This is a genomic window from Sphingopyxis sp., from assembly GCF_025869345.1.
Taxonomy (GTDB): Bacteria; Pseudomonadota; Alphaproteobacteria; order Sphingomonadales; family Sphingomonadaceae; genus Sphingopyxis.
In genome coordinates, this window is the sequence record NZ_JAOZVW010000090.1 from 18,319 (window position 1) to 41,840 (window position 23,522).

19 protein-coding genes are annotated in these 23,522 nt (G+C 66.3%); 7 read left to right on the top strand and 12 right to left on the bottom strand.

Features of this window, described 5'->3' with window-relative positions; translation table 11 throughout:
- Nucleotides 1-10 precede the first annotated feature (10 nt).
- A complete protein-coding gene (locus OJI97_RS09745) occupies nt 11-682 on the top strand; it encodes a glutathione S-transferase family protein (RefSeq protein ID WP_287941026.1) in 672 nt (223 codons plus the stop codon).
- 354 nt (nt 683-1,036) lie between these two features.
- Here the strand turns inward: OJI97_RS09745 and ubiG are convergent, their stop codons facing one another.
- Entirely contained in the window at nt 1,037-1,861 is an 825-nt protein-coding gene (ubiG, locus tag OJI97_RS09750) for a bifunctional 2-polyprenyl-6-hydroxyphenol methylase/3-demethylubiquinol 3-O-methyltransferase UbiG (RefSeq protein ID WP_297663024.1), read from the bottom strand.
- Between the two features lie 158 nt (nt 1,862-2,019).
- Here ubiG and OJI97_RS09755 point away from each other — a divergent pair, with 158 nt between their 5' ends.
- Complete coding sequence (locus OJI97_RS09755; RefSeq protein WP_297663025.1) at nt 2,020-3,270, top strand: aspartate kinase; 1,251 nt, start codon at nt 2,020-2,022, stop codon at nt 3,268-3,270.
- A 2-nt stretch (nt 3,271-3,272) separates the two neighbouring features.
- Here OJI97_RS09755 and OJI97_RS09760 read toward each other — a convergent pair whose 3' ends face one another.
- Together OJI97_RS09760 and katG are read right to left on the bottom strand one after the other, a co-directional pair.
- Nucleotides 3,273-3,854 (bottom strand): septation protein IspZ, encoded by a 582-nt coding sequence (locus tag OJI97_RS09760; protein ID WP_297663027.1) that lies wholly within the window; start codon nt 3,852-3,854, stop codon nt 3,273-3,275.
- Between the two features lie 357 nt (nt 3,855-4,211).
- Entirely contained in the window at nt 4,212-6,389 is a 2,178-nt protein-coding gene (gene katG, locus OJI97_RS09765; protein WP_297663029.1) for a catalase/peroxidase HPI, read from the bottom strand.
- Between the two features lie 362 nt (nt 6,390-6,751).
- Here katG and OJI97_RS09770 point away from each other — a divergent pair, with 362 nt between their 5' ends.
- Nucleotides 6,752-6,901, top strand: a complete 150-nt coding sequence (locus tag OJI97_RS09770; protein ID WP_297663031.1) for a hypothetical protein — start codon at nt 6,752-6,754, stop codon at nt 6,899-6,901.
- 70 nt (nt 6,902-6,971) lie between these two features.
- Here OJI97_RS09770 and OJI97_RS09775 read toward each other — a convergent pair whose 3' ends face one another.
- Entirely contained in the window at nt 6,972-9,404 is a 2,433-nt protein-coding gene (locus OJI97_RS09775) for a TonB-dependent receptor (RefSeq protein ID WP_297663033.1), read from the bottom strand.
- A gap of 89 nt (nt 9,405-9,493) precedes the next feature.
- Nucleotides 9,494-9,664 (bottom strand): DUF2292 domain-containing protein, encoded by a 171-nt coding sequence (locus tag OJI97_RS09780; protein ID WP_297663035.1) that lies wholly within the window; start codon nt 9,662-9,664, stop codon nt 9,494-9,496.
- 190 nt (nt 9,665-9,854) lie between these two features.
- Between OJI97_RS09780 and OJI97_RS09785 the strand changes: the two genes are divergently transcribed.
- The 4 genes from OJI97_RS09785 to OJI97_RS09800 all read left to right on the top strand — a co-directional run bounded on the left by OJI97_RS09785 (nt 9,855) and on the right by OJI97_RS09800 (nt 14,498).
- Nucleotides 9,855-10,859: a nitronate monooxygenase gene (locus tag OJI97_RS09785; protein ID WP_297663037.1), complete on the top strand. Its 1,005-nt coding sequence runs from the start codon at nt 9,855-9,857 to the stop codon at nt 10,857-10,859.
- 30 nt (nt 10,860-10,889) lie between these two features.
- On the top strand, nt 10,890-11,651 hold the full coding sequence (locus OJI97_RS09790) for a hypothetical protein (RefSeq protein WP_297663039.1): 762 nt from the start codon (nt 10,890-10,892) through the stop codon (nt 11,649-11,651).
- A gap of 66 nt (nt 11,652-11,717) precedes the next feature.
- Nucleotides 11,718-14,015, top strand: a complete 2,298-nt coding sequence (gene ptsP / locus OJI97_RS09795) for a phosphoenolpyruvate--protein phosphotransferase (RefSeq protein ID WP_297663040.1) — start codon at nt 11,718-11,720, stop codon at nt 14,013-14,015.
- 66 nt (nt 14,016-14,081) lie between these two features.
- Nucleotides 14,082-14,498, top strand: a complete 417-nt coding sequence (locus OJI97_RS09800; RefSeq protein WP_297663041.1) for a GFA family protein — start codon at nt 14,082-14,084, stop codon at nt 14,496-14,498.
- 335 nt (nt 14,499-14,833) lie between these two features.
- Here the strand turns inward: OJI97_RS09800 and OJI97_RS09805 are convergent, their stop codons facing one another.
- The 7 genes from OJI97_RS09805 to OJI97_RS09835 all read right to left on the bottom strand — a co-directional run bounded on the left by OJI97_RS09805 (nt 14,834) and on the right by OJI97_RS09835 (nt 23,259).
- A complete protein-coding gene (locus OJI97_RS09805; protein WP_297663043.1) occupies nt 14,834-16,186 on the bottom strand; it encodes a serine hydrolase in 1,353 nt (450 codons plus the stop codon).
- Between the two features lies 1 nt (nt 16,187).
- Nucleotides 16,188-16,541 carry an MmcQ/YjbR family DNA-binding protein gene (locus OJI97_RS09810; RefSeq protein WP_297663045.1) on the bottom strand — a complete coding sequence of 118 codons (354 nt, stop codon included), beginning with the start codon at nt 16,539-16,541 and terminating at the stop codon, nt 16,188-16,190.
- A complete protein-coding gene (locus tag OJI97_RS09815) occupies nt 16,542-17,861 on the bottom strand; it encodes a replication-associated recombination protein A (RefSeq protein WP_297663047.1) in 1,320 nt (439 codons plus the stop codon). It abuts the gene before it with no gap.
- 130 nt (nt 17,862-17,991) lie between these two features.
- Entirely contained in the window at nt 17,992-19,146 is a 1,155-nt protein-coding gene (locus tag OJI97_RS09820) for a glycosyltransferase family 1 protein (protein ID WP_297663049.1), read from the bottom strand.
- Between the two features lie 164 nt (nt 19,147-19,310).
- Entirely contained in the window at nt 19,311-20,255 is a 945-nt protein-coding gene (locus OJI97_RS09825; RefSeq protein WP_297663051.1) for a hemolysin family protein, read from the bottom strand.
- Between the two features lie 19 nt (nt 20,256-20,274).
- The gene (ybeY, locus tag OJI97_RS09830; protein ID WP_297663053.1) at nt 20,275-20,781 is read right to left on the bottom strand and encodes an rRNA maturation RNase YbeY; all 507 of its coding nucleotides are present in this window, start codon (nt 20,779-20,781) and stop codon (nt 20,275-20,277) included.
- A gap of 468 nt (nt 20,782-21,249) precedes the next feature.
- Nucleotides 21,250-23,259 carry a transglycosylase domain-containing protein gene (locus OJI97_RS09835; RefSeq protein WP_297663055.1) on the bottom strand — a complete coding sequence of 670 codons (2,010 nt, stop codon included), beginning with the start codon at nt 23,257-23,259 and terminating at the stop codon, nt 21,250-21,252.
- Nucleotides 23,260-23,522 lie beyond the last annotated feature (263 nt).

Consider the following 23,522-nt stretch of genomic DNA (forward strand, 5'->3'; position numbering starts at 1 on the left):
TGCCGGGCCCATGTGGCAACTCTATCAATTCCCGCTCTGTCCCTTTTCGCGCAAGATCCGGCTTTTGCTGGGCGAGAAGGGCGTCGGCTATGAATTGGTGCGCGAATCGCCGTGGGAGCGCCGCGACGAATTCGTCGACCTGAACCCGGCGGGGCGCACCCCGGTCATGGTCGACCAGGGCCGCGGACAGGTGCTGATCGACAGCAACGCGATCGCCGAATATTTCGAGGAGACGGTCGAGGGCAAGGCGATGATCAACGGCACCGCCGCCAGCCGCGCCGAAATCCGCCGCCTCGTCGCCTGGTTCGACCAGGACTTTTACTATGAAGTCACGGGGCCTTTGCTCTTCGAGCGGATGCAGAAGCGCATCGTCCACCGCCAGCCGCCCGATGGCGGGGCGCTGCGCGAGGCGATGAAGGCGGCGAACCAGCATCTCGACTATATCGACTATCTGATCGACCACCGCACCTGGCTCGCTGGCGCGACGATGAGCCTCGCCGATCTGGCCGCCGCCGCGCACATCTCTGTCGCCGACTATCTCGGCGGCATCGACTGGACCGGGCACGAGCAGACCAAGGGCTGGTATTCGGGCCTCAAATCCCGCCCCAGCTTCCGCCCCCTCCTCGCCGAGCGGATGGAGATCATCACCCCGCCGAAATATTACGAAGACGTGGACTTCTGACGCGCAGAACGTCGGCCCTCACTTTCCCCATCTTTCGTCATGCTGAACCTGTTTCAGCATCCATGGCCCAACTCGTTCCGCAAGCGTAGTGCCATTTTATCTCACGCAAAGGCGCAAAGGCGCGAAGAGGTCGCGTTTGCCGCAATGCGGCTTTCCTCTCTCGACCTTGCAGCAGCCGCATCGCCTTGAAGAATATGGGGCCTATCGGCCCGAACCGCCTCCTTTGCGCCTTTGCGCCTTTGCGTGAGATAAAATGGCGCCGCATCCGACATAAAGGGCAGACCATGGATGCTGAAACAAGTTCAGCATGACGGACTCTGGAGGAAGGAAGCAGTCAATAAATAGGGACAGTCTCTATTTATTGTGCCGCGCCGCGATCAGATAGTTGAGCGCCTCGCTGCCGCCGAGCTTGAACCCGCGCGCCGCCGACGGCGACAGGCCGGTGCGGTCGATCACCTCCAGCCCGGCGCCTTCGAGCAGCCCCGTCAGCTCTTCGGGCTTCAGGAACTGGTCCCAGTCGTGCGTCCCGCGCGGCACCGCGCCGACGCGCTCGGCCGCCTCGACGAGCAATAGCTTCGACCATAGCGTGCGGTTCGGGGTCGACAGGATCATCAGCCCGCCCGGCGCCAGCCGCGCCGCGAGTTCGGCGACGAAGGCGGCGGGATCGGTCACATGCTCGACCACCTCCATCGAGGTGACGAGATCGAACTGTACCTTTCTCCCGGTTCCGTTCGTGTCGAGCGAAGTCGAGACACCCCGCGTCCGTGCCCGGCCGATGGGCATCTCGACTTCGCTCGATGCGAACGGATTTTGGGAATCCAAGGTTGCCAGTTCGCCCGCATGATAGGCTATGCTCAGTCCCTGCCCCGCCGCATGATCGCGCGCCGCGGCGATATTCTCGGGCGCCGCATCGACCCCCGTGACCTTCGCGCCCAGCCGCGCCAGCGGCTCGGCGAGCAGCCCGGCACCGCAGCCGACGTCGAGCGCGCTCCGCCCGGCGAGCGGATGGCGGTCGCGCGCATCGACCTGCCAATGGAGGTCGACCTGCTCGCGGATATAGGCGAGGCGCACCGGGTTCAGCCGGTGCAGCATCGCCGACGAGCCGTGCGGGTCCCACCAGTCGGCGGCGAGCGCGCCGAAATGGGCGGCTTCATTCGGATTGATCGTCGCGGCGCTCATGCCTCGCGATGTGGCACCGCGCCTTCCCCGGCGCAAGAAATTCTATCCGCCGCGCGCGCCCGCGGACTTGCCATCGCCCTCCCCCTTCCCTAACAGCCGGACGCCGCAGAAATCCAAGTGGTTGCGGCGGAAACCAGTTTTCGAGAAGGCGGGGCGAGATGGCGCGGATCGTGATGAAATTCGGGGGCACGTCGATGGCGGGCACCGAGCGGATTCGCACCGTCGCGAAACTCGTCGCGCGCGAAGTGGGACAAGGCAACGAGGTCGCGGTCGTCGTCTCGGCGATGGCCGGCGAGACCGATCGGCTCGTGGGTTTCTGCCGCGAGGCGAACCCGCGCTACGACCCCGCCGAATATGACGTCGTCGTCGCGGCGGGCGAGCAGATCACCTCGGGCCTGCTCGCGCTGACGCTGCAGGCGATGGGCGTTCCGGCGCGAAGCTGGCTCGGCTGGCAGCTCCCGATCCGCACCGAGGAAGCGCACGCGCGCGCGCGCATCGCGGGGATCGACACCGGCGCGCTGCTCGCCGCGATGGGCAAGGGCGAGGTCGCGGTGATCCCCGGCTTTCAGGGCATGATGGACGACGGCCGCGTCGCGACGCTCGGCCGCGGCGGGTCGGACACCAGCGCGGTCGCGGTCGCCGCGGCGGTAAAGGCCGACCGCTGCGACATCTACACCGACGTCGACGGCGTCTACACGACCGACCCGCGCATCGTCGCCCGCGCGCAGAAGCTCGACTATGTCACCTATGAGGAAATGCTCGAACTCGCGAGCGTCGGCGCCAAGGTGCTCCAGACCCGCTCGGTCGGCCTCGCGATGAAGGAGGGCGTGCGCGTCCAGGTGCTCTCCAGCTTCGTCGAGGGCGACGAAGCGCCGAAGCAGGGCACGATGATCGTCAGCGACGAGGAAATAGAGGAACTTCAAATGGAACGGCAGCTGATCACCGGCATCGCCCACGACAAGAATGAGGCGAAGATCATCGTCACCCGCGTCCCCGACAAGCCGGGCGGCGTCGCCAACATCTTCGGCCCGCTCGCCGCGGCCGGGATCAACGTCGACATGATCATCCAGAACGTCGGCCGCGACAAGGGCGAGACCGACGTGACCTTCACCGTTCCCGCCACCGACCTCATCCGCTCGATCGACCTGCTCGAAAACGCGAAGGAGAAGATCGGCTTCAACCGCATCCTGTCCGACGACAAGGTCGCCAAGGTCAGCGTCGTCGGCGTCGGCATGAAGAGCCACGCGGGCGTCGCCAGCACGATGTTCCGCGCGCTGGCCGACCGCGGCATCAACATCCAGGCGATCTCGACCAGCGAAATCAAGGTCAGCGTGCTGATCGACGAGGATGAGACCGAACTCGCGGTGCGCGTGCTGCACACCGCCTATGGTCTCGACGCCGCCGACTGACCCTATTCGGCGGCGACCGGCTGCAACCCGCCCGCGCGGCGGCGCAGCCGGGCCTGCCCGATCCATTGCACGACGCTGAAATGCACCGCGAACAGCGCGGCCTTCGACGCGAGCGGAAACACGCCGACGAACAGCGGCCACCAGGCGGTGAAGCCAATCGCGATCACCAGATTGGCGGCGGCGGTGAAAAACATCATCGCCGCCCATACATAGCCGAAGCGGTCCATGACATCGCCGACCAGTTCGACCTGCTCGGGCGGAATATAGCGATTGAGCCAGCCCCGGCGCAGCATCGCGGCGCCGACGATCAGATAGACGACCGAGGGCTTCGCCATCACGAAGCGCGGATCGCCGGTCAGCATCGTCGCGGCGGCCGAGAAGATCACCATCGCGAGGCTGATCCACTGGAGCGCCGCCACCGGCCGCCCGCGCATCAGCTCATGGCCGACCACCGCCACCGCGACCACCATCCCCGCGATCGTCGCGGGAACGATCCCCGCCCCGACGCCGAGCAGGACGGCAAAGACGATCACGCCCAGCGAATCGAAAATCATCGGCCCGACGGCATAGAGCAGGTTGCGCATGGCTCGTCCTTTCTTGCGACTCAATGTTGTCGTCGTAAACATTGCCTGCGTGGGCGCTGCGGGTCAAGGTGAAATTTACGGTGTAAACATTGCGGCGGGCGGAAAGAACGAGAATCCCGATGATCTTACTCTTCGTCATTGCGAGCGAAGCGAAGCAATCCAGAGCGGGTTTACGCCACGCTGGATTGCTTCGCTTCGCTCGCAATGTCGGGGTGGATTAAATCCACCTCATTCTATCCACGTCCAAAAAGAAAAGGCCCGCCCCCGGGTCCATGTCCCCGGAGGCGGGCCCGCGACCCGTCGTCCTGGCGACCGACCCGGTCCCGCGGCATGATGCGGGACCGGAGCGTTCGCAGATCAACCGAGGTCGAACCGGTCGGCGTTCATCACCTTCACCCAGGCCTTGACGAAGTCGCGCGCGAACTTCTCCTCATGCCCCTTCTCGGCATAGACTTCCGCCGTGGCGCGAAGCTGCGAGTTGGAGCCGAAGATCAGGTCGGTACGCGTCGCGCGCCAGCGCTCGGTGCGCCCGCCGCGGTCGTAGCCGATGAACTCCTCGTCGCCGCTCGCATCGACCACTTCCCAGATCGTGTCCATGTCGAGCAGATTGACGAAGAAGTCGGTGGTGAGCTGCCCGACGCGGTTCGTGAACACGCCGTTCCGACTGCCGCCCTGGTTCGCGCCGAGGACGCGCAGGCCCCCGACCAGCACCGTCAATTCGGGCACCGACAGACCGAGCAGCGACGCGCGGTCGAGCATCAGCTCCTCGGTCTTCACGCTATGCTTGGTGGCGAGATAGTTGCGGAAGGCGTCGGCCCGCGGCTCCATCACCTCGAAGCTCTCGACGTCGGTCCAGTCCTGCGCCGCGTCGCCGCGGCCGCCGGTGAAGGGCACCGCGACGTCGAAGCCCGCATCCTTCGCCGCCTTCTCAACCGCCGCGCTGCCCGCGAGGACGATCGCGTCGGCGAGCGACAGATTGCCGCGCAGTTCATCGATCTTGCCGAGCACTTTCGCGAGCTCGGCCGGGTCGTTGACCGCCCAGTCCTTCTGCGGCGCCAGCGCGACGCGCGCGCCGTTGGCGCCGCCGCGAAAGTCGGTCTTGCGGAAGGTCGAGGCCGACGCCCACGCCGCCTTGACGAGTTCGCCGACGGTCAGCCCCGAAGCGAGGATCGCGCTCTTGAACGCCGCCACGTCGCCGTCCGACGGCTTGCTCCCGGCCGGAATCGGATCCTGCCAGATCAGATCCTCGGCCGGCACTTCGGGGCCGAGGTAGCGGACCTTCGGGCCCATGTCGCGATGGCAGAGCTTGAACCAGGCGCGCGCGAAGGCGTCCTTGAAGGCTTCATGGTCGTTCCGGAACTTCTCCGAATATTGGCGGAGTTCGGGGTCCAGCTTCAGCGCCATGTCGGCGGTGGTCATCATCGTCGGCACCTTTTTGCCCGGATTATGGGCATCGGGGGCCATGTCCTCTTCCTTCTGGTTCACCGGCTGCCACTGTTGCGCCCCAGCGGGCGACTTCACCAGCTCGTAATCATAGTCGAGCAGCAGGCGGAAATAATTCTCCGACCACTCGGTCGGCGTGTTCACCCACGCGCCTTCGAGGCCGCTGGTGATCGCGTGCGCGCCCACCCCGGTCTCGAAACTGCTCGTCCAGCCGAGGCCCATCAGCGTGATGTCGCCGGCTTCGGGCGCCGCGCCGACCAGGCTCGCATCGCCCGCGCCGTGCGCCTTGCCGAAGGTGTGGCCGCCGGCGGTGAGCGCCACCGTCTCCTCGTGGCTCATCGCCATGCGCTCGAAGGTGATCTTGATGTCGCGCGCCGATTGCAGCGGGTCGGGGTTGCCGCCCGGTCCCTCGGGATTGACGTAGATCAGCCCCATCTGGATCGCCGCGAGCGGATTTTCGAGGTCGAGCTCCTTGTCGGGGTCGATACGCGTCTGGACGCCTTCGCTCACCCATTGCTCCTCGGCGCCCCAATAGATGTCGCGCTCGGCCTCATAGACGTCCTTGCGGCCGCCGCCGAAGCCGAACACCGGGCCGCCCATCGATTCGATCGCGACATTACCGGCCAGGATGAACAGGTCGGCCCACGAAATCTTCGCGCCATATTTCTGCTTGATCGGCCACAGCAGGCGCCGCGCCTTGTCGAGGTTGCCGTTGTCCGGCCAGCTGTTGAGCGGGGCGAAGCGCTGCTGCCCGCTGTTGGCGCCGCCGCGGCCGTCGGCGGTGCGATAGGTGCCCGCGGCGTGCCACGCCATGCGGATGAAGAAGGGGCCGTAATGCCCATAGTCGGCGGGCCACCACGGCTTGCTGTCGGTCATCAGGGCGGTGATGTCGGCCTTCAGCGCCTGATAGTCGAGCGACCGGAAGGCCTTGGCATAGTCGAAATCCTCGCCCATCGGATCGGGCGAGGCGCCGTTCTGGGTCAGGATGTCGAGCGGCAGCGCGTCGGGCCACCAATCCTTGTTCGTGCGGCCGAGCAGCGAGCGGAAACGGTCCTTGCCGCCAAAGGGGCAGCCTGTCTGGGGGGCGTTCATGCAGTCTCTCCTCTCTTATGGATATGATGCGATCATGATGCGGCGGAATGACGCGAGCGTGACGCGGGCGCCGCCTTCATCGGGGCTCGCCGGAAACGGTCGGCGCGGGCGGGCGTCGAGTCGATGGCGTCATCCTTTCGTTCAGACCAGGAGAGGATATGCCGCGCCCCTCCATCGACCTAACCGAATAAGCTGAATATAGTCATCGAACGAACCGATCACCGGGGCGTGCGGTTGCAGGCGAAAGCCGAGCCCGTCCCATCTGCGCCACGCCTCGGCGAAGCGTGGCAACATCCTAGACCCGCGGCGGGTTGCTGAAGGGTCGCGGCATGATGGCATGGCGCGGCAGCAGGAGAAGGAAAGTGCCCAACAAGCAGCAGAACCAGCAGGGTGGCCGCCAGCAGGACGGCCAGCGCCAGCAGGAACAGCAGGGCGGCCAGAACCGCCAGCACGGCGGCCAGCGCTCCGACCAGGATCGCGACCGCGATCAGGGCCATCGCCAGCAGCGCTGACCGCGCGCTTGCATGAGAAAGGGCCGCCCCCTCGCGGGAGCGGCCCTTTTCCTTTGCGGTGGGAGCCCGCTTAGAAACTGACCTTGACCGTCCCGCCCCAGGTGCGAGGATCGCCCGGCAGGCCGACGATCAGCCCGGTATTGCCCGGCCCGACGCTGAGCTGGTCGATATAATTGCGGTCGAAGGCGTTACGGACCCAGGCGAAAAGGTCGAGGCCATTCTCGGTCCGGAACCCGGCGCGGAAATTCGACAGCGAATAGCCCCTGACCCAGGTATAGGCCGAGGGCGTCGGGTTCGACGACCAGTCCGACCGGTAGCTGCCGTCGTAGCCGAAGTAGAATTGCCCTTCCTGGTCGAAGAGCTTCGATTCCGCATTGACCTCGGCCCCGAAGGAAAAGGCCCATTTAGAAACCCCCGGCAGCCGCCGACCCGAAATGTCGCAGTTCGGCGGACTGTTCGTCCCGCCCGACTGTTCGGGGGCGCACGGCGCATCGACGAATTTTACATATTTGGCGTCGGTGTAGGCGCCGTTGACATAGGCCCGGAAGCGTTCGCTCGGGCGGATCGAGAAATCGCCCTCGAAGCCCTGCGTCCGCACCTTCCCCGCATTGGCAAGATAGCCGCGCAGCACACCGAACTGACCGTTGTTCACATTGGCCTGGAAATTCCTGATGTCGGTGCGAAAGGCGGTGAGGTTGAAGGTCGCGCGGCGCCCCCATACCTCGGCCTTGATCCCGGCCTCATAATGATTGACCGACTCCGGCTTCACCGTCGCGGCGCCGAGCAGCGGATTATTGTCCGCATCATTCGGCACGCCATTCTGGTTGATCCCGCCCGATTTGAAGGTCTTGGCATAGGTCGCATAGAAAAGCAGGTCGCGCGCCGCCTTGTAGGTGGCGGTCAGGTCGTAGCTGAAATTCCAGTCGCTGAACGCGGGCGCATATTCCTGCGGCGCGAACACGCCGAGCCGCGCGAGCGTGACCGCGTCGGTCGGCCCGAAGACGACCGGCGTGCCGTCGCCCGCGAAGACGCGCCGCTGATAAAAGCCTTCCTTCTTGTCATAGTTCAGCCGGATGCCGGGCTGGATCGTGAAGCGGTCGCTGATCTTCCAACTCGCCTGCCCGAACAGCGCGGCGCTGGTGTTCTTGAGGAACTGGGTGTTGATCGCGGTCAGCCCGTCGAGCACCGACGGATCGTTCGCCAGCGCGCTCGTCGGATTGAGCGTCCAGCGGCTCGATGCCGGGCCGTGCTGTTCGGTCCCCTGCGTGTCGATGCGCTGGTAGTAATAGAATCCGCCGAGCACGAAGTCGAAGCGGTCGCTGGTGTAATTATAGCGCAATTCCTGCGTATACTGGTTCTGCTGCGACGGGTTCTGCGACTTGGTGACGATCGGCAGGCCGGTGAAGTCGCGGTCGTTCTCGGGCTGCCAATCCCAATAGCGCCACGCGGTGACCGAGGTCAGCGTGCCGGGGCCGACATCCCATTTGACGCGCAACGCGACGCCGCCGATTTCGTTCCCCGCGTTGAGATTGGCGTCGAGGGCGGTCAGCCGGTCATAGGGGTTGGTGCTCGGCACGGCATAGCCCTGCGCCGCGGCGAGCGCGGCATATTGGCGGTTCGCCGGACGCTGCGTCTCGCCGGTGCGCACGAACACCGAGGCGCAGCAGACCGCATCCTGCTTGTTCCAGTCGGCGGACAGAGTGACCGACAGATCGTCGTTCGGCTGCCACAGCAATTGGCCGCGAATGCCGATATTGTCCTGGCTCTGGACCCAGCGGCCGGTCGTGACGTTATAGATGGTGCCGCGGCGGCTGGTCGACGAAAGCGCGATGCGCGCCGCGAGATGGTCGGTGAGCGGGCCCGAGATCGCGGCCTTCGCCTGCTTGAAGTTCAGATTGCCGATGCTGACCTCGGCCTTGCCCTCGAAATCGAAGGTCGGCTGGTTGGTCGTGATGTTGATCGCGCCCGCGGTGGTGTTCTTGCCATAGAGCGTCCCCTGCGGCCCGCGCAGCACCTCGATCTGCGCGACGTCGAGGAAGTCGAAGGTCGAGGAGGCGACGCGCGAATAATAGACGTCGTCGACATAGATGCCGACCCCCTGCTCGATCCCGTCGTTGGTGAGCCCGAAGGGGGCGCCGATGCCGCGGATGTTGACCGCGGTGTTGCGCGGGTTCGATGAATAATATTGCAACGTCGGGGTGAGCTGGGTCAGGCGGCCGACGTTGAAACTGCCGGTATTGTCGATCTGTTCGCCCGCGACGACCGAGATGGCGATCGGCACGTCCTGCGCGGTTTCCTGGCGGCGGCGCGCGGTGACGAGAATCTCGCCGCCATAGCTGCCGCCCTCGACCTGCGCGGCGGGGGCGGCGGCGCTATCGATGTCCTCGGCATCGGCGGCGGTTTCGGCGGCAAGTGCCGGGGTCGCGGCGAGCGCGAGAAGCAAGGTGAGCGAGATGGAGGCGGCCGGCAGGCGCCGGCGGGCAGACGGATATTTCGCGGTCATGACAATTTCCTGTTGCAAGAAAATTGCCCCATCCGGCGGTCCGGTCTGCGGCATGGATTATGAAAAACGGCCCCTTTCGGGGAATGAACTCAGTTCGGGTAGCGGTGGCGTTCGGTGATATCGACCTGCACCAGCCGCCCCTCGTGGACGGTGAGCTGGATGGCGCCGAACTTCAGCTTTTCAAGCGCATCGAGCACCGTCTGGACGGCGCGGGGCACTGGCTCGGATCCGCCTTTGGCGGTCTCCTTGAAGGAACTCATGCAAATTTCCTTTCCCTGTGGATTCGCCCCATAAGCATATGCCAAGTGATTTAGTTGACAATGATTGATTTGCTTTCTGCGCCGAAAGGCCCGGTTGCCGCGCCGAACCGACTCACGCGCGCGGCGGGCCGTAAGCGCGATTATCGCAATCCATTGCGCCCGCGCGCGACTGCTGGCAAAGGCGCTTTCGATGAGCAAAATTAACGATCTCATGGCGCGTGGAACCGGGCTTCTCGGCAGCGATTACGCCATTTTGTGCGGCGCGATGAGCTGGGTCTCGGAGCGTCATCTGGTCAGCGCGATCAGCAATGCGGGCGGCTTCGGCGTCATCGCCTGCGGCGCGATGACGCCCGAACTTCTCGATGCCGAGATCGCGGCGACCAGGACGCTCGCAACGCGCAATTTCGGCGTCAACCTGATCACCATGCACCCGCAGCTCTTCGACCTGATCGACGTCTGCGCGAAACATGGCGTCGGCCATGTCGTCCTCGCGGGCGGCCTGCCGCCCAAGGGCAGCCTCGAGGCGATCAAGGCGTCGGGCGCAAAGGTCATCTGCTTCGCGCCGACGCTGGCGCTGGCGAAGAAGCTCGTCCGGTCGGGCGTCGATGCGCTGGTCATCGAGGGCATGGAAGCCGGGGGTCACATCGGCCCCGTTTCGACGAGCGTGCTGGCGCAGGAAATCCTGCCGACGCTGGCGGGCGAGGTGCCGATCTTCGTCGCCGGGGGCATCGGCCGCGGCGAAGCGATCGCCGGCTATCTGGAGATGGGCGCCTCGGGCGTCCAGCTCGGCACACGCTTCGTCTGCGCGACCGAAAGCATCGCCCACCCCGCTTTCAAGAAAGCCTTCATCCGCGCCTCGGCGCGCGATGCGGTCGCGAGCGTGCAGATCGACCCGCGCCTGCCGGTGATCCCGGTGCGCGCGCTCAAGAACAACGGCACGGAAGCCTTCACCGCGAAGCAGCGCGAGGTCGCGAACCTGCTCGACACGGGCGCGGTCGATATGCTGGAAGCGCAGCTCCAGATCGAGCATTATTGGGCCGGCGCCCTGCGCCGCGCGGTCATCGACGGCGACGTCGAGGGCGGTTCGTTAATGGCAGGGCAATCGGTGGGTATGGTAACGTCGGAGGAGAGCGTTGCCGATATCATCGCGGCTTTGGTGCAACAGGCCGAAGCCGCATTGCACGCACGGGGTTGAGGCCGCATGTTCGCGGTTGGGGAGAATTTCATGACTATGTCGCGCAAGATCATCATGGCCGGGCTGCTCGCGAGCGTCGCCGCCTGCGCCCCCAAACCGCCGCCGCCGCCTCCCCCGCCGCCGCCGCCGGTTCAGATCGTCATCCCGCCGCGTCCGCTGCCGCCGGGGAATGCGTCGCTGACGCAGATCCTGCCGGGGCGCGGGATCGACGGCCATTTCGTCACCGCGAACAGCAACATTTCGGGCGACCGCGCTTTCTGGCAGCTCAAGATCGGGCTCAACGTAGCGGCGATCGGCTGCCGCGGCACCGAGGAAGCGACGCTGGTGTCGGCCTATAACAACATCATCAAGGCGCACGCGAAGATCATCAGGTCGAGCGAAAAGGCAGTAATCAGCCAGCTCGGCAAGGAGAATGGCAACAATGGCATCGCGCCGCGCGACCGCCTGTCGACCCAGCTTTTCAACTATTTCGCGCAGCCTCCCGCGCAGCGCGCCTTCTGCGCTCGCGCCAACGAGATCGCGCAGATCGTCTCGTCGACGCCGACCGCGCAGATGATCGAGCAGTCGCCCGCGCAACTCGCGCGGCTCGACCAGCCCTTCCTCGATTTCTATGAAGCCTATGCCCAGTATCAGCTCGACGCGGCGGCGTGGGACGCGAAATATGCGCCGCCGCCCGCGATCATGACCGCCCCGGCGCTGACGCCCGCTACGCCCGGCACGACTTATGGACCGGTCGCGCCGGAAACAACGACGACGTCGGCAACCCCGCCCGCCCCGACCCCCGGCGCCTGATCGCGACAGGAAATTTCGCGCGCGCCCTTGGCGGCGGGGCATGGCATCTGTTAGCACGGACGGGACATGACCAATGCACCGCCTCCGCCGACCTCGGCCGCCCAGTCGGCACGCACCATCCTGACCCGGCTGCACGAGGTGATGGCGGCGCGCAGCAACGCACAGAGCAAGCTCAATCAGGTCGTCGGCATCATCGGCGAATGCCTGCACAGCGAGGTCTGCTCGATCTATCTGCTGCGCGACGGCACCCTTGAACTCTATGCGACGCGCGGCCTCAAGCAGGAGGCGGTGCACGTCACCCGTCTCGCGCTCGGCGAAGGGCTGGTCGGCACGATCGCCGCGCAGATCGAGACGCTGAACCTCGACGAGGCGGCGGCGCATCCAGACTATTCCTATCGCCCCGAAACCGGCGAAGAACTCTTCCACAGCTTCGCCGGCGTGCCGATCATCCGCCGCGAGCAGGCGGTCGGCGTCCTCTGCGTCCAGCACAGCGACCCGCGCCGCTATGAAGAGATAGAGATAGAGACGCTGCAGACCGTCGCGATGGTGCTGTCCGAACTGATCGCCAATGCCGATCTGGTCGACACCACCGCGCGCATCGACGCCGCGGCCGCAGATCAGTCGGCGCAGCGTCTGTCGGGGCAGAAGCTCGTCGACGGCATGGGCGCGGGGATCGCGGTCTTTCACCAGCCGCGCATCACCATCGAGCATACGGTCGCCGACGATATCGAGGCCGAGCGCCACCGCGTCTATGCCGCGTTCGACAAGATGCGCGAACAGATCGACCGCATGACGAGCCAGGCCGAATTCGGCATCGGCGGCGAGCAGGAAGAGGTTCTCGAGACCTACAAGATGTTCGCCTATGACGAAGGCTGGTCGCGCCGGATCAACGAGGCGATCGACAGCGGCCTGACCGCCGAAGCCGCGATTGAACGCGTCCAGCAGCGCACCCGGATGCGGATGCGCCAGATCGACGATCCGCTGCTGCGCGACCGGATGCACGATCTGGAGGATCTGTCGAACCGGCTGATCCGCATCGTCTCCGGCCAGATGGGCACCGCGGCGCAAATGGGCCTCAGGCAGGATTCGATCCTGATCGCGCGCAACCTCGGCCCCGCCGAACTGCTCGAATATGATCGCCGCCGGCTGAAAGGCGTGGTGCTCGAGGAAGGGTCGCTGACCGCGCACGTCATCATCGTCGCACGCGCGATGGGCGTGCCCGTCATCGGCCGCGTCCGCGACGTGCGCTCCTCGATCCGCGACGGCGACCTGCTGCTGCTCGATGCCGGCGCGGGCACCGTCCACGTCCGCCCGACCCAGGCGGTGCAGGACGCGTTCGACGCCAAGCTGGAGATCACGCAAAAGCGCCGCGCCGACCTCGCCGCGCTGCGTGATCTGCCCGCGGTCACCCGGGACGGCGTGCCGATCGAGCTGATGATCAACGCAGGGCTGCGCGAAGACGTCGCGGCGCTCGACCTCACCGGCGCGCGCGGCATCGGGCTGTTCCGCACCGAATTCCAGTTCCTCGTATCGGCGACGCTGCCGCAGCGCGAGCGGCAGCAGCGGCTCTACCGCGACGTCCTCGACGCGGCGGGCGACCGGCCGGTCATCTTCCGGACGGTCGATATCGGCGGCGACAAGGTGCTGCCCTATATGAACATGGAGGATTCCGAGCAGGAGGAAAATCCCGCGATGGGCTGGCGCGCGCTGCGCCTGGCGCTCGAACGCGAAGGACTGCTCAAGGTGCAGGCGCGCGCGTTGATGGAGGCGGCGGCGGGCCGGACGCTCAACGTCATGTTCCCGATGGTGTCGGAACCCTGGGAATATGAGGCGGCGCGCGAGCTGTTCGTCAGGCAGCGCGCCTGGCTCGCGAGCCACAACAAGAAGCTGCCGGCGGCGATCCGCTATGGCGCGATGCTGGAGGTGCCGGGGCTGGTCGAGACGCTCGACCTGATGCTGCCGCACCTCGACTTTCTGTCGATCGGCACCAACGACCTCACCCAGTTCCTTTTCGCCGCCGACCGCGCGCATCCGCGGCTTGCCGAACGCTACGACTGGCTGTCGCCGACGGTCATGCGTTATCTCGCGCGCGTCGTGAAGCTGGTGTCGGGCAGCAAGGTCACGCTCGGCGTATGCGGCGAAATGGCGGGACGTCCGCTGGAGGCGATGGCCCTCCTCGGCCTCGGCATCGACCGGCTGTCGATCACCCCGGCGGGGGTCGGCCCGGTCAAGGCGATGATCCGCTCGCTCGACCTCGGCGCGCTGCGCGCGGATATACCGGCGATCCTGGCCCACCCCGCGGCGGACCCGCGCGGCCAATATCGGGATTGGGCAAAGGCCCATAAGGTCGACCTGGGCGACTAGCGCCGGCCGGCGGCGCTGGACTCAAATGATGTTTATGATATGTTCTCCTCTCAAAGGAGAGCGATCATGACCGATTCCCCCGCCCGAGCCAGCGGCCAGTGCCATTGCGGCGCGATCCGCTATTCGATGCCGACTGCGGTCGAGCATCATGCGCTGTGCCATTGCCGCGATTGCCGCCGCCACGCCGGCGCGCCGATGGTCGGATGGGCGCTGGTCAGCCAGGCCGATCTGGAGGTGACCGGCACGCCCAAAATCTATGCCTCGTCCGAAACTGGCCGGCGCCATTTCTGCGGCGATTGCGGCACCGGCCTCTTCTATACCAACGAGGCGATTTTTCCGGGCCAGATCGACGTTCAGTCGGCAACGCTCGACGACCCCGACCTGATCCCCGCCGGCGCGCAGATCCAGATTGCCGAGCGCATCGGCTGGATGGAGAAGCTGGACGAAATGCCGACGTTCAATCGCTATCCGGGGATGGATTGAAGCGCCGTGCGTGAGTGAAACACAAGTGTGTCCCCGCGAAGGCGGGGACCCATCTCCGGTCGGTTCCATCTTGCATCGGCAGGAGATGGGCTCCCGCCTTCGCGGGAGCACACGGTCTTTTCTATCAAAGATGATCATTATCTAGAGCGACGCTTAAAATCTGCTCCATCTCAATCCGTTCGTGTCGAGCCCTTCGACTGCCTTCGCAGGCGCTCAGGATAAACTTCGGCCTTCGGCCGAAGTCGAGACACCCATCGGCCTTGCGCGATACCGATGGGTGTCTCGACTTCGCCCGACACGAACGGCACGGTGAGTCAGATATAAGGCTCGACGCTCTATGGCCCCTTCCCGTCCGCCGCGACGACGGCGGCGACCAGCTTCGCGATGTCGAGCCGCTGCTTGCCGTCGTCATAGCCCTGGCGAACGATGACGAGCTGGCGCGAGGGAATGACGACCAGATATTGGCCGCGGTTGCCGAAGGCGCCGAAGGCATCGGCGGGAACGCCTTCGGACTTGTTCAATAGCCAGAAATAGGCGCCATAGCCGAACGCTCCCTCGGGCTGCGGCCCGGTGGGCGCGGTAACGAAGCGGCGCCAGTCGGCGGGCAGCAACCGCTCGCCCTGCCACATCCCGTCATTCTGGTAGAGGAGACCGAGCCGGGCGAGATCGCGCGCGGTCGTCCAGACTTGGCTCGACAGGATATAGTCGCCGTCCTTGTCATGCTCGGCAAAGGTGCGCGTCATGCCGATGCGGTCGAAAAAGACATCGGGGTCGAGCGCCGCGCCCGCCTTCGCCTGCGCCGCTTTCAGCGACAGGACCGCGAGCAGCGTGTCGTTGTTGGCATAGCGATAATGCGTGCCCGGCGGGTTCAGCAGCGGCCACTGGGTCGTCCACTGGCGCACCGACGCGCCGCCCATATAGATGGCGTCGCTGCGGTTGCCCGCGCTGTCGCTGGTCAGCCCGCTCGCCATGCGCATCAGCTGCTCGGTCGTGATCGCGGCGCGCGGGTCGCCCGGTGCCTGCCATTCGGCGATCAGCGCGGGCGCCTTCACGTCGACCCAGCCGCGATGGACCGCATGGCCGATCAGCGTCGCCGCCATCGATTTGGCGACCGAAAAGGTGCGCTGTGCGGTGTGGACGTCGTGCCCGCCCCAATAGCGCTCGACCGCGATATTGCCGTTCTTGACGATCAGCAGCGAACTGGTGCGGCCGCCGAAACGCTCGATGGCCATCGTCGCGCGCTCAAGCGGCGTCTGCCCGCGCGGGAGCGAGGCGGAAGCCAGCGCGTCGCCGACCGGCCACGGACGCTCGTCGAGCATCGGGCGGGCGCGACCGGCGGCGGCTGTGCGCTTCGACGCCGCGCCGATCGGCAGGGTGACGCAGCCTTCGCCGGGGACCCATTGCGCGAAGCGTGGGGGCATGTCGTCGCGGTAGCGGACGCCGACGGTCTTCGCGCCGTCGTCGACATCGGCCCTCAGCGCGCGAACGTCAGCCTCGATCTCGGGATAGATGCCGGTCAGCTCGTCGCGCTCGATCGCCTCCAGCGGCTTGCCCGCCCCGTTCCAGAGCGACGAACAGGTGAAGGCGGCGCGATAGCCCGCGGCCCAGGCGCGGTCGATCTCGGTGGCCGCCTGCGCAGGAAGCGCGGCGGCCGCGAGCGCCAGGCCGAAGGCAATCCGCGCCAGCATCTCAGGGCCGCGCGCCGAACGCCGTGCGCTGCGCCTTCTTCGCGCGGTCCCACCAGGCGCGGCGGATGACGTCGGCGATCCGCCCGGGATCGTGCGAGCCATAGCGGACGAGCAGGCCGGGCCAGCCTTCGTAATGTGGCGTCTGCCAGAAGCTGTCGGGGTCGGTTTCAAGCAGCACCTCCTTTTCCTCGTGCGGGCACATGACATGAAAGCTGCCCGCCTCGCGCCCCGGCGACACGAAGGCCTTGCCGTTCACCTTGGGGCACGGCGTGCCATAGAAGGACGCCATCTCGACGTCGGGGAGCGCGCAGGCAAAAGCGACGACATCGTCCCAATTGGCGAAGCGCGCCGCCATCTATCCGCCCCTGCCCTCGCGCCGCCGCTCGTCCCACCAGGCCATGCGCTCGGCGATCCGTTTCTCGAAGCCGCGATCGACGGGGCGGTAAAGGTCGAGGGGCTGCATCTCGCCGGGCCAGTAATTGTCGCCCGAAAAGCCCTCGGGCGCGTCATGGTCGTAGGCATAGCCCGCGCCATAGCCCAGATCCTTCATCAGCTTGGTCGGGGCGTTGAGGATGTTCGCGGGCGGCGCGAGGCTGCCGGTGTCGCGCGCCGCGCGCCATGCGGCTTTCTGCGCCATATAAGCGGCGTTCGATTTGGGCGCGGTCGCGCAATAGAGGCACGCCTGCACGATCGCCAGTTCGCCCTCGGGCGAGCCGAGGAATTGATAGGCGTCCTTCGCGGCGAGGCATTGCACCAGCGCCTGCGGGTCGGCGAGGCCGACATCTTCGCTGGCGAAACGGGTGATGCGGCGGAGCACATAGAGCGGCTCCTCGCCCGCGACGAGCATCCGAGCCAGCCAGTAGAGCGACGCCTGCGGGTCCGACCCGCGCATCGCCTTGTGGAGCGCCGAGATGAGATTGTAATGGCCGTCGCGGTCCTTGTCATAGACCGGCATACGGCGATGCAGGAACCCCGCGAGTTCGCCGGGGTCGAGCGGCTTTTCGATCGTCACCGAAAACAGCGTCTCGACCTGATTGAGCAGGAAGCGCCCGTCGCCGTCGGCACTCGCGATCAGCGCGGCGCGCGCTTCGGCGGTGACCGGCAGGCGCTGACCGATGTCGGCCTCGGCGCGCTCGATCAACATGCCGAGCGCCGCCTCGCCGAGGCGATGGAGCACCAGCACCTGCGCCCGGCTGAGCAGCGCGGCGTTGAGCGCGAAGCTGGGATTCTCGGTCGTCGCGCCGACGAGGACGACGGTGCCGCGCTCGACGAACGGCAGGAAGCCGTCCTGCTGAGCGCGGTTGAAGCGATGAATCTCGTCGACGAACAGCAAGGTGCGCTGGCCCGCCGCGGCCATCTTTTCGGCATCGGCGAACGCTTTCTTGAGATCGGCAACCCCCGAAAACACCGCCGACAGCGGCGCGAAGCGCAGGCCGACCGCTTCGGCGAGCAAGCGCGCGATCGTCGTTTTGCCCGTGCCCGGCGGGCCCCAGAGGATGATCGACGAAAGCTGCCCCGCCGCAACCATGCGGCCGATCGCGCCGTCGGGACCGGTCAGATGCTCCTGCCCGACGACGTCGGACAGCGTCTTCGGCCGCAGCCGTTCGGCGAGCGGCCCATCGCCGGATGGGACGGGAGCCGGCGGCTCCTGATCGGCGAACAGATCATCCGCCATGCTAGCCTCTCACGACTTCAAATAGACCCACCGCGTCATTGCGAGCGCAGCGAAGCAATCCAGAGCGGTTTACGCACACTCTGGATTGCTTCGCTGCGCTCGCAATGACGAATCTTGTGGGCCGGGCCATCTAACCGCGCCGCTGTTTCTGCCGGATCAGCCGCAAATAGGTCTCGGCAACCGACTGGTTGATCGCATCCCATTGGTAGGCGCCGCTTTCGGCGCGGGCGGCCGCGCCATGCGCCGCGCGCAGGTCGGCGTCGCGGCAATAGCGCTCGAGATCGTCGGCGAAGAGGCTGATCGCCCCCGGCGAGACGAGGTAGCCGGTCTGCCCATGCTTGACGATGCTCGCGCTGCCGGTGGCGCGCGCGGCGACCACGGGCAGCCCGCACGCCATCGCCTCCAATGTGACATTGCCGAAGGTTTCGGTGACCGAGGGGTTGAAGAAGATGTCGCATGAGGCGAGCGCGCGGGCGAGATTCTCGCCACCCTGAAAGCCGACGAACTTCGCCTGCGGCAGGCGCGATTCGAACCAGTCGCCGGCGGGCCCTTCGCCGATCACCACGACCTGATGCGGCACCTTGCGGCGCTGAAGCTGGTCGATCGTGTCGGCGAAGACGTCGAGCCCCTTTTCCATCACCAGGCGGCCGAGGAAGGCGATGACCGGCGCATCGTCGGCGATCCCCCAGCTTCGCCGCCAGCTCATGTCGCGGCGGCCGGGGCTGAAGACGTCGCGCTCGACGCCGCGGGTCCAGATACCGATGTCGTAATTCATCCGCTGCTGCCGCAGCACCTGCGCGAAGCTCTCGGACGGCGCGATCAGCGCGTCGCAGCGGCGATAGAGCCGGCGCAGCCACGCGACGACGATCGGTTCGAGGAAGGAGAGGTTGTAATAGCGGAAATAGGTCTCGAAGCGTGTATGCACCGAGCAGGCGACCGGGATATGGCGCCGCCGCGCCCACGCCGCCGCCTGCCGCGACACGCGGTCGGGGCTGGAGATGTGGAGGATGTTCGGCGCGAACTGCGCGATATCCTGCCGCACCCGCGACGAGAAATGGAGCGGAATGCGATATTCGGGGCGATTGGGGATCGCCATCGACGGCACGCTGATCAGGTCGCCGGTCGGCGCGAAATCGGGATCGTCGACGGTCGGCGAATAGACGCGCACCGCCGCGCCCTCAGCCAGCAGATAGCCGACGAGCCGGTTGAGCGCCTTGTTCGCGCCGTCGGTCGTCATGTTGTAATTGCCGCTGAACAGGGCGATGCGAAGGTCCGAAACTTCCATCCGCCTTCCGCTAGTCGCTTGGCGGGGCAAAGGCAATCGGGGGCGGGGAGACGACTTCACGACAATGAACCTCGTCATTGCGAGCGGAGCGAAGCAATCCAGGGCGGTCTACACACGCTCTGGATTGCCGCGTCGCCTTCGGCTCCTCGCAATGACGAGGTTGGTCAAAAGTCGTCGGGCCGGTCCAGCGGCGCCTCCGGGTCGATCTCGACCGGCGGATGCAGCCGCAGATGATGGACGCGCCTCTCGTCGGCCTCGGTCACCTCGATGCGCCAGCCGCTCGGGTGGTGGAGGATTTCGCCGACCTCGGGGACATGGCCCGCGAGCACCGCGGAAAGCCCGCCAAGCGTGTCGACATCCTCCTCGACCTCGGCGAGCCGCGGGTCGATCGCTTCGCCGATGTCGTCGAGTTCGGCGCGTGCGTCGGCTTCCCAGCAGCCGTTCTCGCCCGGCACGAACAGCGCGGTCGGCTCGTCGTCATGCTCGTCCTCGACCTCGCCGACGATTTCCTCGACCAGATCCTCGAAGGTGACGAGGCCTTCGGTGCCCGAATATTCGTCGATCACGATCGCAAGATGGGTGCGCTTCGCGCGCATCTCGGCGAGCAGGTCGAGCACATCCATCGACTGCGGAACGTAGAGCGGCTGGCGGATCAGGTCGAGCAAGGGCGGCGGCGCCTGCCCCGCCGCGAGCACCGCGAACACGTCCTTGACGTGGATCATGCCGACGACCTCGTCGAGCGTCTCGCGATAGACCGGCAGGCGGCTGTGCCCGGCGTCGGCGAACAGCGCGACGACCTCCTCGAAGCTCGCGCTTTCGGGGATGGCAACGATCTCGCCGCGCGGCACCGCGACGTCGTCGACGGTCTGCTCGCCGAAATGCAGGAGGTTGCGGACCATCTTGCGCTCGATCGGCGACAGGTCGCCGACCGCGCTGGCGCCGCCGCGGCGCTCCTCGCCCTCTTCCTCGGCCTCGTCGATGACCTCCTCGATCTGTTCGCGGAGCGACGGCTCCTTGTCGCCGCCGAAGAGCAATGCCTTGAGTCCGGCCAGCAGGCCGGATCTACTGTCGTCTTCCGATCGGCTCGAAGAGTCCCGGTCGTCGGGCATGATGGCGTCTGTTCCCCTGTTAATCCTGACCGTCATATGGATTGGCGATGCCCAGCGATGCAAGCGCTTTCACCTCCAGCGCCTCCATCGCCGCCGCGCTCGCATCGTCCATATGGTCGTAGCCGACGAGATGGAGCGTGCCGTGGACGATCAGGTGCGTCGCATGGTCCGCAATCGAAATCTCCTTCTCCGCCGCCTCCCGCGCGCAGGTTTCGCGGGCGAGGACGATGTCGCCGAGGAGGATTTCGCCATCGTCGCTGTTGCTGAGCGTGTCGAGCAGGTCGGCCTGCACCTGCGGAAAGGAAAGCACGTTGGTCGGCTTGTCCTTGCCCCGGAAATCACGGTTGAGCGCGTGAACCTCGGCATCGTCGGTCAGGCGCACCGCGACCTCGACGAGCGGCGCGGCGTCGGCAAGCCCCGCCCACGGCGTCAGCGCGAGCGCCGCGGCGGCCGCCTCGGCGGCGCGCGCTTCCCAGTCGAGCGCATCGGGCCAGGGGCTCGCTTCGTGGGTTTCGACGCTCAGCATCGGCGGAAGTTGTCAAACTTGTCATTCCCCTTCGGTATAATAATACCCGTGGGGTGTTTCGGGGGCGATGGCGGAGTCGGATCGGCGGCGTAGAACAGCATCATGCCCGCCACGCTAATGCGGCCGGACAATGTAGGACAGCGAAAAGCAATGCCGCTTTGCTTTCCTTCGTCATGCTGAACTTGTTTCGGCATCCATGACCCGGCTTTCGCCTTCCAAACCTGCGGAGACCGGGAGGACCGGCCATGGACCCTGAAACAAGTTGATGGTTATCCCTTTCGCATCCGTAGATGCTCCGTTCATCGTCATTGCGAGCGAAGCGAAGCAATCCAGAGCTTGCGTAAACCGCTCTGGATTGCTTCGCTTCGCTCGCAATGACGGATACGGATGGGAAAGGGATAATCACCAAACAAGTTCAGGGGGACGCGTTGCGAAAGGATAGTCCCTGTCATCCCCGCGGCGCGCATTCTATTGCGGAGCAGGTTGGGGCTGCGGCGGCGGCACCGGCGTCCGGTCGCCGATCGGCAGCTTGAGGTCGATTTTCGTGCCGCCGATCTCGGTGCTGATCACCGCATTGCCGTCCTTGACCCCGACGCTGGTCTTGTCGGCGATCGGCACGTCCGGAATATCGGGAATGTCGAGCGGCTGCACCGGCCCGCCCGGGTCGGCCGCCGGCCACGCCTTCCGCGCCGGGGCGGCGGCACGGCCGCTCGCCTGCAGCATGAAATCGCGCCAGATGCGCGCCGGGAGGCCGCCGCCCGCGGCGCCGTGGAGCGGGCTATTGTCGTCGTTGCCGATCCAGACGCCGACGACCAGCCCATTGGCATAGCCGACGAACAGCGCGTCGCGGCTGTCCTGGGTGGTGCCGGTCTTGCCGAAATTCGCCTGCGGCAGCCGCGCGGCGCGGCCGGTGCCGCGATTGACCGCGGCGCGCAGCATCTGCTCCATATCGTCGTGGACGCGCGACGAGAAATGGTCGGGTCCCCACACCCAGCGCGCGAACCAGCCCGGCTCCTCTTCCGTAAAGGCGTGCGGGACGACCGGATAGCTGTTCGCGGCAACCGCGGCATAAGCGGCGGTGAGTTCGAGCAAGGTCATGCTCGACGTGCCGAGCGCAAGGCTGGGGTCGCCCTTCGCGAGCGGCGCGGTGACGCCGAGGTCGCGCGCCATGCGGATCACCTTGTCGTCGCCGACCTCGCGGAACAACCGCACCGCGGCGACATTGCTCGAGGCCGCAAAGGCATCTTCGAGGGTGATCGTGTCCGAATAGGCGCCGCCGGCGTTCTTGGGCTGATAGGCGCCGGTGTCGATCGGGCGGTTGTCGATCGTATCGTCCGGCGTCTTCCCATCCTCCAGCGCGGCGAGATAGACGAACAATTTGAAGGTCGATCCCGGCTGGCGCCGCGCCTGCGTCACGCGGTTGAAAGGCGAGGCGGCATAGTCGCGGCCGCCGACCATCGCCACGACCTCTCCGTTCGGGCGCATCGCGACCATCGCGACCTGTGCCTTGCCAAGCCCGGCGCGCGCGGTGACGCGGCGCGCGATCCCCTGCAGCCGCGCGTCGAGCGTGGTGCGGATCGTCTGGCGCGAATAGCCGACGTCGCTGAGCTGGCGCGCCTCGGGCAGCGCCCAGTCGGCGAAATAGGTGCCGGTGGGCAGCGTGTTGCGGCTGCGCACGTCGATGCGCGGAGCGCGGAGCGCCCTGGCCTCGGCGGCGGTCAGATAGCCCGTGTCGGCCATCGCGGCGACAACCAGTTTCATCCGCTTTTCCGCCAGATCGGGATTCTTCGTCGGCGCAAGGCGCGAGGGCGCCTGGACCAGCCCCGCGAGCATCGCCGCCTGCGCCGGGGTCAATTCCTCGGGCTGGCGCGAGAAATAATGGAGCGAGGCGGCGCGCAGGCCATAAGTGTTGTCGCCGAAATAGGCGTTGGAAAGATAGCGTTCGAGAATCTCGTCCTTGGTCAGCCACGCTTCGAGCCAGAAGGCGATCAGCGCCTCGCGCGCCTTGCGCCCGAGAGTTTTCTTCGGGGTCAGGAAGGTGAATTTGGCGAGCTGCTGGGTGATCGTGCTGCCGCCCTGCTTGCGGCCGCCGGTCAGATTCGCCCAGACGGCGCGCGCGACGCTGCGCGGGTCGACGCCCCAATGGCTGTAGAAGCGGCGGTCCTCGATCGCGATGAAGGCGCCGGGGACATGCTTCGGCAGCTTCGCGACATCGACCGGCGCATCGACGATCGCCCCCATGCGCGCGATCGGGGTGCCGTCGGCGGCGAGCAGGGTGATCTCCGGCGGCGCGATCGGTTGCAGCGATTTGGACAGGGGCGCGGTGAGCGCGAGCCAGCCGACGAGGAGGATGAAGGCGACGGCAAAGATGGCGAAACCGCGCGAGAGGCGGCGCGTCCATTTGCGAAAGCGGCTTTCGGGCGCGGGCGGCGGCGGGGCGACCGGCGCAAAGGCGTCGGGATACGGACCACCCGGCATTTCGGGTGGCGGTGGCGGAACGGAGGCTCTGGATTTCAGGAAATCGAACATGCGCGCGGGTCCGTATTACACGGGCAATACGGCTATGGCAAATGGGTTGATGAGGATTTGCTTGAGGTGAAAGTCGACATTCCCCCTCTTCGTCATTCCCGCGAAAGCGGGAATGACGAGGGTAAGGGATGAAGGCTGTCGTTCACCTGCCGCTTGCAACTCTCGTCATCCCGGACTTGATCCGGGATCCATTCATCCGGCGCTGAGAGAAT